The organism is Paracoccus albicereus, assembly GCF_024359525.1.
Classification (GTDB): domain Bacteria; phylum Pseudomonadota; class Alphaproteobacteria; order Rhodobacterales; family Rhodobacteraceae; genus Paracoccus; species Paracoccus albicereus.
Window position 1 is genome coordinate 35174 of sequence record NZ_JAKZEU010000003.1, and the last position, 13512, is coordinate 48685.

Genomic DNA, 13512 nt, shown 5'->3' on the forward strand with positions numbered 1-13512 from the left:
GTGAGCCTTGGTGCCGCCGACCGCATCCGTGCCGCACTGAATCGGCTGGCGGGCGACATGCCCATCCTCGGGATCGCGATTTCCGGCGGCGGCGACTCGACCGCGCTTCTTCATATTGCGGCGGATTGGGCGCGCGACCGGACGCTGATGGCAGCGACCGTAGACCACGGACTGCGACCGGACAGCGCAGTCGAGGCGAAGCAGGCGGGCGAGGCGGCAACGGCCCTTGGCATCCCCCATGTCGTCTTGCGTTGGACCCGAGAAACCGAGGCCGGAAACCTGATGGCCGAAGCGCGGGACGCGCGACTGCGCCTTCTTTCAGGCTGGGCGCAACGCAACAATCTGCCTGCGGTCCTGCTGGGCCATACCCGCGACGATGTGGCCGAGACGCTAATGATGCGTCTGGCGCGCGGGGCTGGCATTGACGGGCTGGCAGAAATGGCCGAATGGCGCGACGCCTTCGGATTGCGCTGGATCCGGCCGATGCTGGGCGTGGGCCGTGCCGAACTGCGCGAGTGGATGCAGGCGCGCGATATCGGGTGGATCGACGATCCCTCGAACCAGAACACCGATTTCGAACGTGTCCGTGTCCGCAAGGCGATGGCCGATCTGGGGGTCGACACGATGGCTCTGGCTAAGGTCGCCGCCAATCTCAGCGAGGCGCGGGACGCCCTGGCGCTTTACGCCGCCGAAATCTGCCGCGATGCGCGGGCGACACGGGGCACGCTGATCCTGCCACGTGGCCCAATCCGTCGTGCGCCTGCCGAGATTCGGCGGCGCATCGTTGTCGCCGCCTGCCGCTGGATCACCGGCGCCGACTACCCGCCGCGCCGCGCGGCGGTCTCACACGCGTTGAACGGGCTGGCCGGCGGGTCCCGGGTCACGCTGGACGGCGCCATGCTGGAACCCGATGGCGAACGCCTGCACGTCATCCGCGAGCCTGCGGCTGCGATGCGCGCACCAAGCGTCGATGGTGCAAGCCCGGTCTGGGACAACCGCTGGCGCATCGAGGGTCTGGAGGCGGGACAGGAGGTTTCGGCCGTCGGGCTCGAGGATCTGGTCCGCCTGCCGTGGCGCAATGCCGGGCTTGATCGCGATGAGGCGGCGGGCACCCCGGCGATCCGCGAGAACGGCAAGTTGGTCGCGGCGCCCCTGCTGCAGGCCGGATCACGCGTCACCTGTTTGCCGTCGCGTGATATCGCCGATTTTCAGACAATGCTGGTGCGACACTAGACGCTAGTCGTGATATCCTGCATTGAACGGGGCGGCTTCATGCCTATCTTCCGTTAAACCGTCCCCCGGAGGAATCTGACTTGGGTAACGCGCGCAATCTGGCCTTCTGGGTCGTGCTGTTTCTGATGATCCTGGCGCTGTTCAACCTGTTCGGCGGGGGTTCGTCGCAGATGAACAGCCGCCAGATCAGCTATTCGGACTTTATCCAGCGGGTCGAAAATGACCAGGTCGCCTCGGTCACGATCGACGGCGAAGACGTCGGCATCACCATGAGCGACGGTCAGCAATACGCCACCGTACGTCCTCAGGGCGAAGAGATCGCGGGCGAGCTGATCGCGCAGGGCGTCGAAGTTCAGGTCGTCAAGCAGCAGCAATCGGGCTTCATGTCGCTTCTGGGCGTCTGGTTGCCCTTCATCCTGCTGATCGGCGTGTGGATCTTCTTCATGAACCGCATGCAGGGCGGCGGTAAGGGCGGCGCGATGGGCTTTGGCAAGTCGCGCGCCAAGTTGCTGACCGAAAAGCACGGCCGCGTGACCTTTGACGATGTGGCCGGCATCGACGAGGCCAAGGAAGAGCTGGAAGAGATCGTCGAATTCCTGCGCAATCCGCAGAAATTCAGCCGTCTCGGCGGCAAGATTCCCAAGGGCGCGCTGCTCGTCGGCCCTCCGGGCACCGGCAAGACGCTGCTTGCGCGCGCAATCGCGGGCGAAGCTGGTGTGCCGTTCTTCACCATCTCGGGGTCCGACTTCGTCGAGATGTTTGTTGGCGTCGGTGCCAGCCGCGTGCGCGACATGTTCGAGCAGGCCAAGAAATCGGCGCCGTGTATCCTCTTCATTGACGAGATCGATGCGGTCGGCCGTTCGCGCGGCGTCGGCATCGGCGGCGGCAACGACGAGCGCGAGCAGACGCTGAACCAGCTTCTGGTCGAGATGGACGGGTTCGAGGCGAACGAAGGCATCATCATCATCGCCGCGACCAACCGCAAGGACGTGCTGGACCCTGCGCTTCTGCGTCCCGGCCGCTTCGACCGACAGATCCACGTTCCGAACCCCGACATCAAGGGCCGCGAGAAGATCCTTGGCGTCCATTCGCGTAAGGTGCCGGTCGGACCCGACGTCGATCTGCGTATTATTGCTCGCGGCACGCCCGGCTTTTCCGGCGCGGACCTGATGAACCTGGTGAACGAGGCCGCGTTGATGGCCGCCCGGATCGGCCGTCGCTTCGTGAGCATGGAAGATTTCGAGAACGCCAAGGACAAGGTGATGCTGGGCGTCGAGCGCCGCAGTATGGTCCTGACGCCCGAACAGAAGGAAAAGACCGCCTACCACGAGGCTGGTCACGCCATCGTCGGGCTGTCGATGCCGAAATGCGATCCCGTCTACAAGGCGACGATCATTCCACGTGGTGGCGCGCTCGGCATGGTGGTTTCGCTGCCCGAGATGGATCGGCTGAACTTCCACAAGGACGAGGCCAAGCAGAAGATTGCGATGACCATGGCCGGCAAGGCCGCAGAAATCATCAAGTACGGTGAAGAAGGCGTCAGCAACGGCCCGGCCGGCGACATCCAGCAGGCAAGCCAGCTCGCCCGCGCGATGGTGATGCGGTGGGGCATGTCCGACAAGGTCGGTGCCGTCGATTATGCCGAGGCGCATGAAGGCTATTCCGGCAACACGGGTGGCTTCTCGGTTTCCGCTTCGACCAAGGAGATGATCGAACAGGAAGTCCGCGACCTGATTGAGGAAGGCTACGACACTGCGCGCTCGATCCTGATCGAGAAGGAAGAGGAGTTCGAACGTCTGGCGAAGGGTCTTCTGGAATACGAGACGCTGACCGGCGAAGAGATCGGCAAGATCATCCGCGGCGAGACCCTGGATGGTGACGACGATCATCCGGGTTCGACGATCCCGTCGGTGGCCTCGGTCCCGAAGGCCGGCAAGGCACCCCGTCCCGAAGGTGATCCTGCCCCGGCGTGATCCATCGACGGCCCCGCCCTCTAGGGACGGGGCCGAGGTTTGACCGGTGCCGTCGTGTGCCGACAAGCGAATGCACCTGATGAAGACCCCGATCCACGATATTCCCGACATGGACACCCTGCGTGACCGGATCGACGCGCTCGATGCCGCACTGATCGCCCTGCTGGGCGAAAGGCGGTTGCTGATCGATCAGGCGGCGCGGATCAAGCGGCGGATCGGCCTGCCTGCGAGGATCGACGCGCGGGTCGAGGAAGTCGTCGCGAATGCCCGCCGTCATGCCGCAGATCAGGGTCTGGACCCCGAGCTGATTGATCGGATCTGGCGGCAGCTGATCGAGGCCGCCATCGCTCAGGAAGACGCTCAGCTCGCTCAGGGCTAAGCGGGCCGTCACACGGCGATCATCGTCCCCTGCAGCATCGCGATGTGTTTACGCGTGCCGTCGGTTTCGGCCCAGACATCGGCGGCGACGACGGTGATCCGCCGGCCAGCGCGGATGACGCGACCCTCTGCCACCAGGCGATCGCCCGTCGCGGGCGACATCAGGTTGATCTTCATCTCGACCGTCATCACCTCGGCACTCTGCGGCAGCGTCGTCAACGCAGCGTAGCCCGCAGCGCTGTCACCGATGGAAAAGGTCAGCCCCGCATGACCCGCGCCGTGTTGCTGCAGGGCGCCGGGCAGGATCGGCGCAGTGATCGTCACGCGCCCTTCGCCTACTTCGCCCAACTCCGCACCCAGCGTCTGCATCATCGACTGACGCGCGAAGCTCGCGCGGATGCGGGCCTCGGCATCAGTCATCGAAAAGCCGTTCCTGATCCGGCAGGCGGGGTGCGTCCAATCCCAGGTGCCGCCACGCCCGCGCGGCGAGTTGCCTGCCGCGAGGGGTGCGCGCGATCAGGCCCTGTTGCAGCAGGTAGGGCTCGATCACTTCCTCGATCGCGTCACGGCTTTCAGACAACGCGGCCGACAGGGTCTCGACCCCCACGGGGCCGCCGCCGTAATGTTCGGCGATCACGCTGAGATACCGCCGGTCGGCGCCATCGAGGCCCAGATCGTCTACCCCGAGCCGTGTCAGCGCACTGTCCGCAATCGCGCGCGTCAGTCTCCCGTCGCCTTCGACCAGCGCGAAGTCGATCACACGGCGCAGCAACCGCCCCGCGATCCGCGGGGTGCCGCGGGCGCGACGCGCGATCTCCATCGTGCCTTCCAGCTCGGCGGCGATCCCCATCTTGGACGCGCCGCGCCGCACGATCTGATCGAGCTCGGCGATCTCGTAGAACTGCAGGCGGGTCGGGATGCCGAAGCGGTCGCGCAGAGGCGTCGTCAGCAATCCCAGCCGGGTCGTCGCGCCAACCAGTGTGAAGGGCTGCAGTTCGATCCGCACGGTGCGCGCGGCAGGCCCTTCACCGATCAGCAGATCCAGCTCGAAATCCTCCATCGCGGGATAAAGGACCTCCTCGACCGCCGGATTCATCCTGTGAATTTCGTCGATGAACAGCACGTCGCGTGCTTCAAGATTGGTCAGGATCGCGGCCAGATCCCCTGCGCGCGCCAACACGGGGCCGGAGGTCATTCGGAAGTTGACCCCAAGCTCACGCGCCATGATTTGCGCCAGCGTCGTCTTTCCCAGACCGGGGGGACCGTGGAACAGCGTGTGATCCATGGCCTGGCCGCGCATCCGGGCGCTGTCGATGAACACCCGCAGGTTTGCACGTGCCTCGGCCTGACCGATGAACTCACTCAGCGCCTGCGGCCGCAGGGCGCGATCCTCGGCTTCGCCCTCCATCCGTTCAGGCCGCAGGTTCGGGTCGGGTTGACTCATCGGCCGACGCGCGGGATGGAGCTTTGCCGCGCTGCAGGACCCGGCGTTCCGGCCAGCGCCTGCAACCGCGCGATCCGCTCTTCCGTCGGGGGATGGGTCGCGAACAACCTGTCGGCGCGTAGCGCGTGCAGCGGATTGACGATGAACATGGCGGCCGAAGCAGGATTGCGCTCTGCCGGCATGTTGACAGAACGGCCGGCCATCTGCGCGATCTTCGCCAGCGCGCCCGCAAGCGCGAGTGGCTGCCCGCTGATGGCCGCGCCTTCGCGATCAGCCTCATACTCGCGGGTGCGCGAGATCGCCATCTGCACCAGGCCAGCGGCCATGGGGGCGAGGATCATGGCAAGGATGCCGCCGAACAGACCGCCCCTCCCCTCGCGCCCGCCGGTGAACAGCATCATGTTGCCCATCATGGCAATCGCACCGGCCATCGTGGCGGTGATGGTCATCGTCAGCGTGTCGCGGTTCTTGATATGGGCCAGTTCGTGCGCGATCACGCCCGCGATCTCGTCGCGCGACAGGTTCGAGAGAAGGCCCTGGGTCACTGCGACAGCGCTGTTTTGGGGGTTGCGGCCGGTCGCGAAGGCGTTGGGCTGTTCGGTCGGCAGGATGTAAAGCTTCGGCATCGGCAGGCCAGCGTTCTGCGCCAGCGTGGCGGTCAGGCGATACAGATCAGGTGCACGCTGCTCATCCACCTGCACCGCACCCTGCTGGCGCAGGACCATCTTGTCGCTGTTCCAGAAGGCCCACAGGTTCCCCAGTCCTGCGAACAGGAACGCCATGATCACCCCGGCCCGGCCGCCCAGCATCCAGCCAAGTGCCATGACCAGCCCGGTCATGGCCGCCATGAGGATGAAGGTCCGCGTATTGCCCATGTTTCAATCCTTCGGTGCCAGCGACCTCAATGCCGCGCGGATCAACGTCGGCGTCGCGGCTTCGGGTTCCGCGGCCTGAGCCTGCGCCACGGCGCCCGCTGCTTCGGACGCAGCGTAGCCCAGATTGGCAAGCGCCGACAGTGCGTCAGACGCCGCTTGCGCGCCTTGTTGCGCGGTCGATGATCGCGGACGCGGCGCCGTGGGTGGTGTCTCGGGCGCATCATCCTCGATGACGGCGGCACTCTCCGTCTCGACCGTCAGATTGCCACCGATCGCCATGACGGCGGGCGCCTTGTCCTTCAGTTCCAGCACCACGCGCTGAGCGAGTTTCGGGCCGACCCCCTGCGCCTTGCGGACCGACGACCAATCCCCCAACGCGATAGCGCGCGCCAGGCCTTCCGGCCCGAGCGTGCCAAGAATGGCGAGCGACACCTTGGCACCGACACCCTGCACACCGGTCAGCAGGCGGTGCCATTCCTTTTCCAGCATGGACGGGAAACCGAAAAGCTGCAGCAGATCCTCTCGCACCAGAAGGTCGGTATAAAGGGCGGTCGCCTGACCGGCGGGTGGCAGCCCGGCGGCGGTACGCTCGCTCACATGGACCAGATAGCCGACTCCCCGGACATCGATCAGGACGTGATCGCGGGCTCGATGCAGGATGACACCTGCGATACGACCGATCATGCCGAGGCCTTGATGCGAAGGCTGCGACCCTGCAGGTGATGCGCATGGCAGATGGCGATAGCCAGCGCGTCGGCAGCATCGGGGCCGGCCAAAACCACCCCGGGCAACTGGAAACGCACCATATGCGCGATCTGGTCCTTCGCTGCGTGTCCCACGCCGACCACCGCTTTCTTGACCGCGTTTGGGGCGTATTCGCCGACGCTCAGCCCCGCTTCGGCGGGGGCCAGCAGCGCGATACCGCGCGCCTGACCCAGTTTCAGCGTGCCGACGGCATCCTTGTTGACGAATGTCTGTTCCACCGCCGCCTGATCGGGTCCGTGCGCCGCGATGACGGCGCAGAGGCCGCGGTAGAGGGTCACCAGTCGCGCGCCAAGATCCGTGCCTTCAGGGGTAATGACTCCGTTCGCGACATGCCGAAGGCGGGGGCCGTCGACCGCGACAATACCCCAGCCCATATTCCTCAAGCCGGGATCGATCCCCAAGACCTGCATGACTGCCCTCATTCTTCGCTGCGCATTTTGCGCGAATTTTTTCGAGTGTTAGCACGAAAGGCGAACATCGCATAGAGGGGTCGCGGACAGGCGCACGTCCGGAGCTTAGCAAGGCTGACCGAACCGTCCGCGTGACGACTGTCAGCCCAAAGTAGGCAGTTTCCGACGCCTCGTTTGGAAGAGAACAAAAAACGGAGGAGATTTGCTTGTCCGCGTCCGATTTTTGGTATTTGGTATCCCACGCATTCGTGATGAACTGACACTCTCGCCAAGGGATTTCACGCGTCAGGAACGGTGCCGGTTCGGGTTGACTTACCGCAAGTCGTTCCGCAAAAAACGTTTACGCCCTATGTCGCAGACCCAACCGGGAAGACGCCGCCATGTCGCCAGCCCTCATTGCTCTGCTGCCCTTCGCCGGTGCTCTGCTTCCAGGGCTTCTGATCCGGTCAGGGCGAAACGTCGCCGCCTTCGCCTGCGGGACGGCAACGGCACTGGCGCTGATCGGGCTGTGGGTCCACATCCCCGCCATCATGCGCGGCGAGGTCGTCACCGCAGGGTTCGACTGGCTGCCCCAGATCGGTTTGAACGCACAGTTCCGCATCGATGGTCTGGCACTGCTGTTCGGCACGCTGATCCTTGGTATCGGGCTTCTGATCATCCTCTATGCGCGTCACTACCTGTCGCGCACCGATCCGATCGGCAAGTTCTACACCTACCTGATGCTGTTCCAGGGCGCGATGACGGGCATCGTGCTGTGCGACAACATCCTGTTCCTGCTGATCTTCTGGGAGCTGACGTCGCTGTCCTCCTTCCTGCTGATCGGCTACTGGCGCCATCTGCCCGAAGGGCGGCAAGGTGCACGGATGGCACTGACCGTGACCGGCGCCGGCGGTCTGGCGATGATTGCTGGCATGCTGATCCTGGGCCAGATCGCAGGCAGCTACGAGATCAGCGAGATCCTGGCGTCGCGCGACGTGATCCAGGCCTCGCCCTGGTATACGACCGCGCTGGTGCTGATCCTGATCGGGGCTTTCACCAAGTCGGCGCAGTTCCCGTTCCACTTCTGGCTGCCGCACGCGATGGCCGCGCCCACGCCGGTTTCGGCCTATCTTCACAGCGCGACGATGGTGAAGGCGGGGCTGTTTCTGATGGCAAGGCTGTGGCCGGCGCTGTCGGGCACCCCCGAATGGTTTTACATCGTGTCGATCACCGGGCTCATCACGATGCTGCTCGGCGCGTTCATCGCGGTCTTCAAGGATGATCTGAAGGGTCTTCTGGCCTTCTCGACGGTCAGCCATCTGGGCCTGATCACGATGCTTCTGGGCTTCGGGACCGAGGCCGCGGCAATCGCCGCCGTCTTCCACATCATCAACCACGCGACGTTCAAGGCCGCGCTGTTCATGACGGCGGGCATCATCGACCACGAAGCCGGCACGCGTTCCATCAGGCTGCTGGGAGGTTTGCGCAAGCTGATGCCCATCACCTTCGTGATCGGGACGATCGCGGCGCTGTCGATGGCCGGCATCCCGCCCCTGAACGGTTTCCTGTCGAAAGAGATGATGCTCTACGAAGTCGATCATCTCGACGCGATGCGGCAGACCTTCATGGTCCTCGCGACGCTCGCCGCGTTGTTCTCGGTCTGCTATTCGCTGCGCTTCATCGCGCATGTCTTCCTTGGCCCGCAGCGCGACGAGTATCCCCACAAGCCACATGATCCCGGCTTGGGCCTTTGGGTCGCGCCGGGCTTCCTCGCCGTGCTGGTGGTGCTGATCGGCCTGTTCCCCAACACGACGGCCGGCTGGCTCGTCGATGCCTCGGCGACGGCCGTCACCGGCGTCGCGCAGGAATCGCACATCTACCTGTGGCACGGGGTCAACGCCGCGCTGATCATGTCGATCATCGCCATCGCGGGCGGCGCCGTCCTTCTGGGTCTTCATCGGCCGTTGCTGGCAGCATGGGACGCCGCCCCCCGCCCCGAGGCGAAGGCGATGTTCGATGCCACCATCCTCAACTTCGGCAGGCTCTGCGGCTGGCTCACGGACCGGATCACCAACGGCTCGATGGGCCGGGCACTCGCCGCGCTGACCGTGACCGTGGTGTTCTGTGGCGCATTGGCCTGGTCGACGGGATCGGCCGGTCCGATCACCCGCCCGATGCTTCCTGTCGAGCCCGTGCCGCTGATCGCCTGGTTCATGCTGATCGTCGCCACCGGTTGCATGGTCACCTTCCACCGCCGCCGCCTGCTGGCGCTGGTCCTGGTCGGCATCGTCGGTCTGATCGTGTCGGTCGGCTTCGCCTACATGTCGGCCCCGGATCTCGCGTTGACCCAGATTTCGGTCGAGGTCGTTACCATCATCCTGCTGCTTCTTGCGCTGAACTTCCTGCCCAAGCGCACGCTGTTCGAGACCACCGACCGCCGTCGCGGGACCGATGCGTTCATCGCCGCGCTGACGGGCATCGGTTTCGGGACGCTCGCCTACGCGATGATGCGGCGCGACTTCGGCGCCGATCCGATTTCCGGATACATGCTGGAGAACAGCTACAAACAGGGCGGCGGCACGAACGTCGTCAACGTGATCCTCGTCGATTTCCGCGGCTATGACACGTTTGGCGAGATCACCGTTCTCGGGATCGCCGCGCTGGTCATCTTTGCGCTGACAGAAACGCTTCTACAGGGCAAATCCTCGCGCCGGTTGCGCAACTGGGTGACCGAACAGCGCCGGGCGGGCGATCGCCATCCGTTGATGCTGGTCGTCGCGACGCGGCTGGTCCTTCCTGTCGCACTGGTTGTTGGCATCTACATCTTCCTGCGTGGACACAACGAACCGGGTGGCGGCTTCGTCGCCGGCCTCGTCGTCGCCATCGCGCTGCTGATGCAGTACATGGCGTCGGGCTTTGCCTGGACGCAGAGGCGCCAGCGTCTGCCCTATCATGCGCTGATCGGCGCAGGCGTCGTCGCCGCCGCTGTCACCGGTGTCGGCGCATGGTTCAACGGGCGTCCGTTCCTGACGTCGGATTATGGCTACTTCAAGCTGCCACTGCTGGAAGAGTTCGAACTGGCGACCGCGATGGGTTTCGACCTTGGCGTGTTCCTGTGCGTTCTGGGCGCCGTGATGCTGGCGCTGAACTCGCTGAGCCGCATCGCCCGTCATGCCGGACAGACCGTCAATGTCGACCCGATGGACAGCGATCCGAAAAACCGCAGGGAGGCGGAGGTCTGAATGGAAATCCTTGTCGCCTCGGCCATCGGCGCGATGACCGCCGCCGGCGTCTATCTGATCCTGCGGATCCGCACCTTCGCGGTCGTCCTTGGCATGACCATGCTGTCCTACGCGATCAACGTGTTCCTGTTCTCGACCGGACGTCTGGTCATCGGTGCCGCGCCGATCCTCGACAATTATGCGGAAAACCCGACCTACACCGACCCGCTGCCGCAGGCGCTGGTCCTTACCGCGATCGTGATCAGCTTCGGCATGACGGCGGTCGTCGTGATGATGGCGCTCGGCGCCTTCATCGAAGGCGGGGACGACCGCATCGACATGCCGGACGATGATCGGATCATGCCCGATCTGCGCACGGTCGAAGACGAAGAGGCACGCGACAGCGTCGCCCAGCCCGCGAAATCGCAGCCCGTCGGCAACGAGGTGGGATCGTGAACCACTGGATCATTGCCCCCGTCCTTCTGCCCGCGCTGATGGGCGCCCTGATCATCCTGTGGATGCGGCACGATCTGTTCCTGCAGCGCGTCTTCGGGCTGATCGCGACAGGCCTGCTGCTATTCGTGTCGATCTACCTGTTGTGGCTGGCTTCCGACGGGGATGTGCGCGTCTATCGCCTGGGTAACTGGCGCGCGCCGTTCGGCATCGTCCTGATGTTGGACCGGCTGGCGGCGATTATGCTGACGCTGACATCGATCCTGGCGCTGGTCGTGCAGCTTTACGCTTTCGGCTCGGGCTGGGACCGCAAGGGCTGGCACTTCCACGCGCTGTGGCAATTCCAGTTGATGGGTATCGGCGGAGCCTTCCTGACCGGGGATGCGTTCAACCTGTTCGTGTTCTTCGAGGTTCTGCTGATCGCTAGCTATGGTCTGATGATTCATGGCGGCGGCCCGATGCGCCTGCGCGCGGGCGTTCAGTACATCGCTTACAACCTTGCCGGCTCGACGCTGTTCCTGGGCGCGCTCGGCGCGATCTACGCGGCGACGGGCACGCTCAACATGGCCGACCTTGCGCTCCGCGTGGCCGAGATGAGCCCGGACGATACCGCCCTATTGCGCACGGGCGCGGTCCTGCTGATGCTGGTCTTCGCGGTCAAGGCTGCGATCTTCCCGCTGCATTTCTGGCTGCCCTCGACCTACGCCAACGCCCCCGGTCCCACAGCGGCGCTGTTCGCCATCATGTCCAAGGTCGGCGTCTACGCGATCATCCGCTTCTTTACGCTCGTCTTCCCGCAGGACTCGGTCGTCGAGACGATCGCCACCGACCTGCTGCTTCCCGCCGCGCTCTTCACGCTGGCACTTGGCCAGATCGCGGTCGCTGGAACGCGAAGTCTGACCCGGATGGCGGCCTATGCAGCGATCGCCTCGATCGGGACGCTGATGATCTCGGTGGCGCGCTTCTCGCCCGAAGGCCTGAGCGCGGGTCTTTACTATATGATCCACTCGACACTCGCGACGGGCGCGCTGTTCCTGGTGGTCGACCTGATCGCGGCGCGGCGCGGCGGCGATGTCTGGCTGCGGCTGCGGCCTGCGATCAAGAACACGGGAATCGTGTCAGCCCTGTTCTTCACTACCGCGATCGCCATCGCTGGCCTGCCGCCCCTTTCCGGCTTCATCGGCAAACTGCTTATCCTTGACGCGACTGCGGAAGATCCGTGGATGGGCTGGATCTGGGGAACGATCCTGATCACCTCGCTCTTCGCCATCGTGGGTTTCGGCCGCGCGGGCTCGATGCTGTTCTGGAAATCGCACACGCTGGATCCCGAGCCCGGCAATGATACCGACGAAGGCCCACGCCCCGCGCCGGGCCCGATCCCGACCAAACTGGATACGGATGAACAGATCCAGGACGTGGCGGATTCCGCGTCGCCCGGCCTTGCCTTCACCTCGGTCTTCATGCTGCTCGGATGCCTGGCGATGCTGACGCTGGCAGCAGGTCCGGTGACGCAGTATCTCAGCGACACGACGACGCAGATGCTGACGCCGCAGCTTTATATCGAATCGGTCATCGAACAGCAGGAAGGGGCCCGGCCATGATCCTTCGCCGCCTGTTTCCGCACCCGCTTCTGTCGGCACTTCTGGTGCTGATCTGGATGCTGCTGGTCAACCGGTTCGCCTGGGGCTCGCTGGTTTTTGCCGTGATCATCGGCATCACGGTTCCGCTGCTGACCGCGCCATACTGGCCCGATCGCCCGCGGGTCAGCGGGCTGGGCCGGATCCTGTCCTATATCGGCATGGTGATCTGGGACATCGTCGTGGCCAACGTGCAGGTGGCAAGGATCGTGCTGTTCCTGCCCAACAAGGATCTGCGCCCCGCCTTCATCGTGATTCCACTGCGCCTGAAATCGCCAGAGGCGATCACCGTGCTTGCCGGAACGATCACCCTGACACCGGGAACGGTCAGTTGCGATTGCAGCGAGGACGGGCACGCCTTGTTGGTTCACTGTCTTCATGCGCCGGACCCCGATGCGGTCCGCGACGACATCAAGGCGCGCTACGAACAACGGCTGGTGGAGATTTTCGAATGATCAGCAGCGCCCTCATCTTCGCATCGCTCTGCTTCGGCGTCGGCCAGCTCCTGTGCCTTTATCGCGTGGTCTTCGCCCCGGGTGTCGCCGATCGCGTGCTGGCGCTGGACACGATGACCATCAACATGATCGCACTGATCACGCTCTTCGGGATCTTCTACGACACCGCCGTCTACTTCGAGGCAACACTGCTCTTCGCGCTGGTCGGGTTCGTATCAACGGTGGCCTACGCCAAGTTCATCCTGCGCGGCGACATCATCGAGTGAGGGATTGAGACCATGGAGTTGATTGCCGAAATCCTGATCTCGATCATCCTGGTCGTCGCCGGAATATTCGGGCTGGTCGGGTCCTATGGACTGGTCAAGCTGCCCGACGCGATGACGCGGCTGCACGCACCGACCAAGGCCGCGACGCTGGGTGTCGGTGGCGTGCTGATCGCTTCTTTGATCTGGTTCCTTGTGCTGTCGGAACATCACGCAAGCTGGCACGAATTGCTGATCACGATTCTGATCTTCCTGACCGCGCCGATCACGGGGTTGATGATCGCCAAATCGAACCTGCATTTGACCTGGCTGCCCGAGGATCTGCCGCAGCCTCCGAACGGTGGCCAATGGGCCACGTTCGACGAGGGCAAGATTCCCCCTGCCCTGCAGGAAGAACACGACCCGGAATCGCTGCGCGGAGACTGA

14 protein-coding genes are annotated in these 13512 nt (G+C 64.5%); 9 read left to right on the forward strand and 5 right to left on the reverse strand.

The features are described 5' to 3' along the window. The 3 genes from tilS (at nt 1) to MLD63_RS08995 (ending at nt 3585) form a co-directional block, all read left to right on the forward strand. A complete protein-coding gene (tilS, locus tag MLD63_RS08985) occupies nt 1-1233 on the forward strand; it encodes a tRNA lysidine(34) synthetase TilS (protein ID WP_255329577.1) in 1233 nt (410 codons plus the stop codon). Between the two features lie 80 nt (nt 1234-1313). Continuing rightward, nucleotides 1314-3206, forward strand: coding sequence for an ATP-dependent zinc metalloprotease FtsH (gene ftsH / locus MLD63_RS08990; RefSeq protein ID WP_255329578.1), 1893 nt, complete (start codon nt 1314-1316; stop codon nt 3204-3206). 79 nt (nt 3207-3285) lie between these two features. Further along, entirely contained in the window at nt 3286-3585 is a 300-nt protein-coding gene (locus tag MLD63_RS08995) for a chorismate mutase family protein (RefSeq protein WP_255329964.1), read from the forward strand. A gap of 8 nt (nt 3586-3593) precedes the next feature. Here MLD63_RS08995 and MLD63_RS09000 read toward each other — a convergent pair whose 3' ends face one another. The 5 genes from MLD63_RS09000 to ruvC are packed head-to-tail and all read right to left on the reverse strand — an operon-like array spanning nt 3594 to nt 7078. Continuing rightward, nucleotides 3594-4004, reverse strand: a complete 411-nt coding sequence (locus tag MLD63_RS09000) for a PaaI family thioesterase (RefSeq protein WP_255329579.1) — start codon at nt 4002-4004, stop codon at nt 3594-3596. Next, nucleotides 3997-5028: a Holliday junction branch migration DNA helicase RuvB gene (gene ruvB, locus MLD63_RS09005; protein ID WP_255329580.1), complete on the reverse strand. Its 1032-nt coding sequence runs from the start codon at nt 5026-5028 to the stop codon at nt 3997-3999. The genes MLD63_RS09000 and ruvB overlap by 8 nt, the downstream gene beginning before the upstream one ends. Further along, nucleotides 5025-5903, reverse strand: coding sequence for a M48 family metalloprotease (locus MLD63_RS09010; protein WP_255329581.1), 879 nt, complete (start codon nt 5901-5903; stop codon nt 5025-5027). The genes ruvB and MLD63_RS09010 overlap by 4 nt, the downstream gene beginning before the upstream one ends. A gap of 3 nt (nt 5904-5906) precedes the next feature. Then, the gene (gene ruvA / locus MLD63_RS09015) at nt 5907-6587 is read right to left on the reverse strand and encodes a Holliday junction branch migration protein RuvA (RefSeq protein ID WP_255329582.1); all 681 of its coding nucleotides are present in this window, start codon (nt 6585-6587) and stop codon (nt 5907-5909) included. Next, nucleotides 6584-7078: a crossover junction endodeoxyribonuclease RuvC gene (gene ruvC / locus MLD63_RS09020; RefSeq protein ID WP_255329965.1), complete on the reverse strand. Its 495-nt coding sequence runs from the start codon at nt 7076-7078 to the stop codon at nt 6584-6586. Before ruvC ends, ruvA begins: the two co-directional genes overlap by 4 nt. A 380-nt stretch (nt 7079-7458) precedes the next feature. Between ruvC and MLD63_RS09025 the strand changes: the two genes are divergently transcribed. From MLD63_RS09025 to MLD63_RS09050, 6 genes are read left to right on the forward strand one after another with little or no spacing between them, the layout of a single operon-like run. Next, a complete protein-coding gene (locus MLD63_RS09025; RefSeq protein ID WP_255329583.1) occupies nt 7459-10299 on the forward strand; it encodes a monovalent cation/H+ antiporter subunit A in 2841 nt (946 codons plus the stop codon). Then, nucleotides 10300-10734 carry a Na+/H+ antiporter subunit C gene (locus MLD63_RS09030; protein ID WP_255329584.1) on the forward strand — a complete coding sequence of 145 codons (435 nt, stop codon included), beginning with the start codon at nt 10300-10302 and terminating at the stop codon, nt 10732-10734. After that, nucleotides 10731-12332 (forward strand): monovalent cation/H+ antiporter subunit D, encoded by a 1602-nt coding sequence (locus MLD63_RS09035; protein WP_255329585.1) that lies wholly within the window; start codon nt 10731-10733, stop codon nt 12330-12332. Before MLD63_RS09030 ends, MLD63_RS09035 begins: the two co-directional genes overlap by 4 nt. Next, entirely contained in the window at nt 12332-12823 is a 492-nt protein-coding gene (locus MLD63_RS09040) for a Na+/H+ antiporter subunit E (RefSeq protein ID WP_255329966.1), read from the forward strand. The genes MLD63_RS09035 and MLD63_RS09040 overlap by 1 nt, the downstream gene beginning before the upstream one ends. Beyond that, entirely contained in the window at nt 12820-13089 is a 270-nt protein-coding gene (locus MLD63_RS09045) for a K+/H+ antiporter subunit F (protein ID WP_255329586.1), read from the forward strand. Before MLD63_RS09040 ends, MLD63_RS09045 begins: the two co-directional genes overlap by 4 nt. 12 nt (nt 13090-13101) lie before the next feature. Next, entirely contained in the window at nt 13102-13512 is a 411-nt protein-coding gene (locus MLD63_RS09050; protein ID WP_255329587.1) for a Na+/H+ antiporter subunit G, read from the forward strand.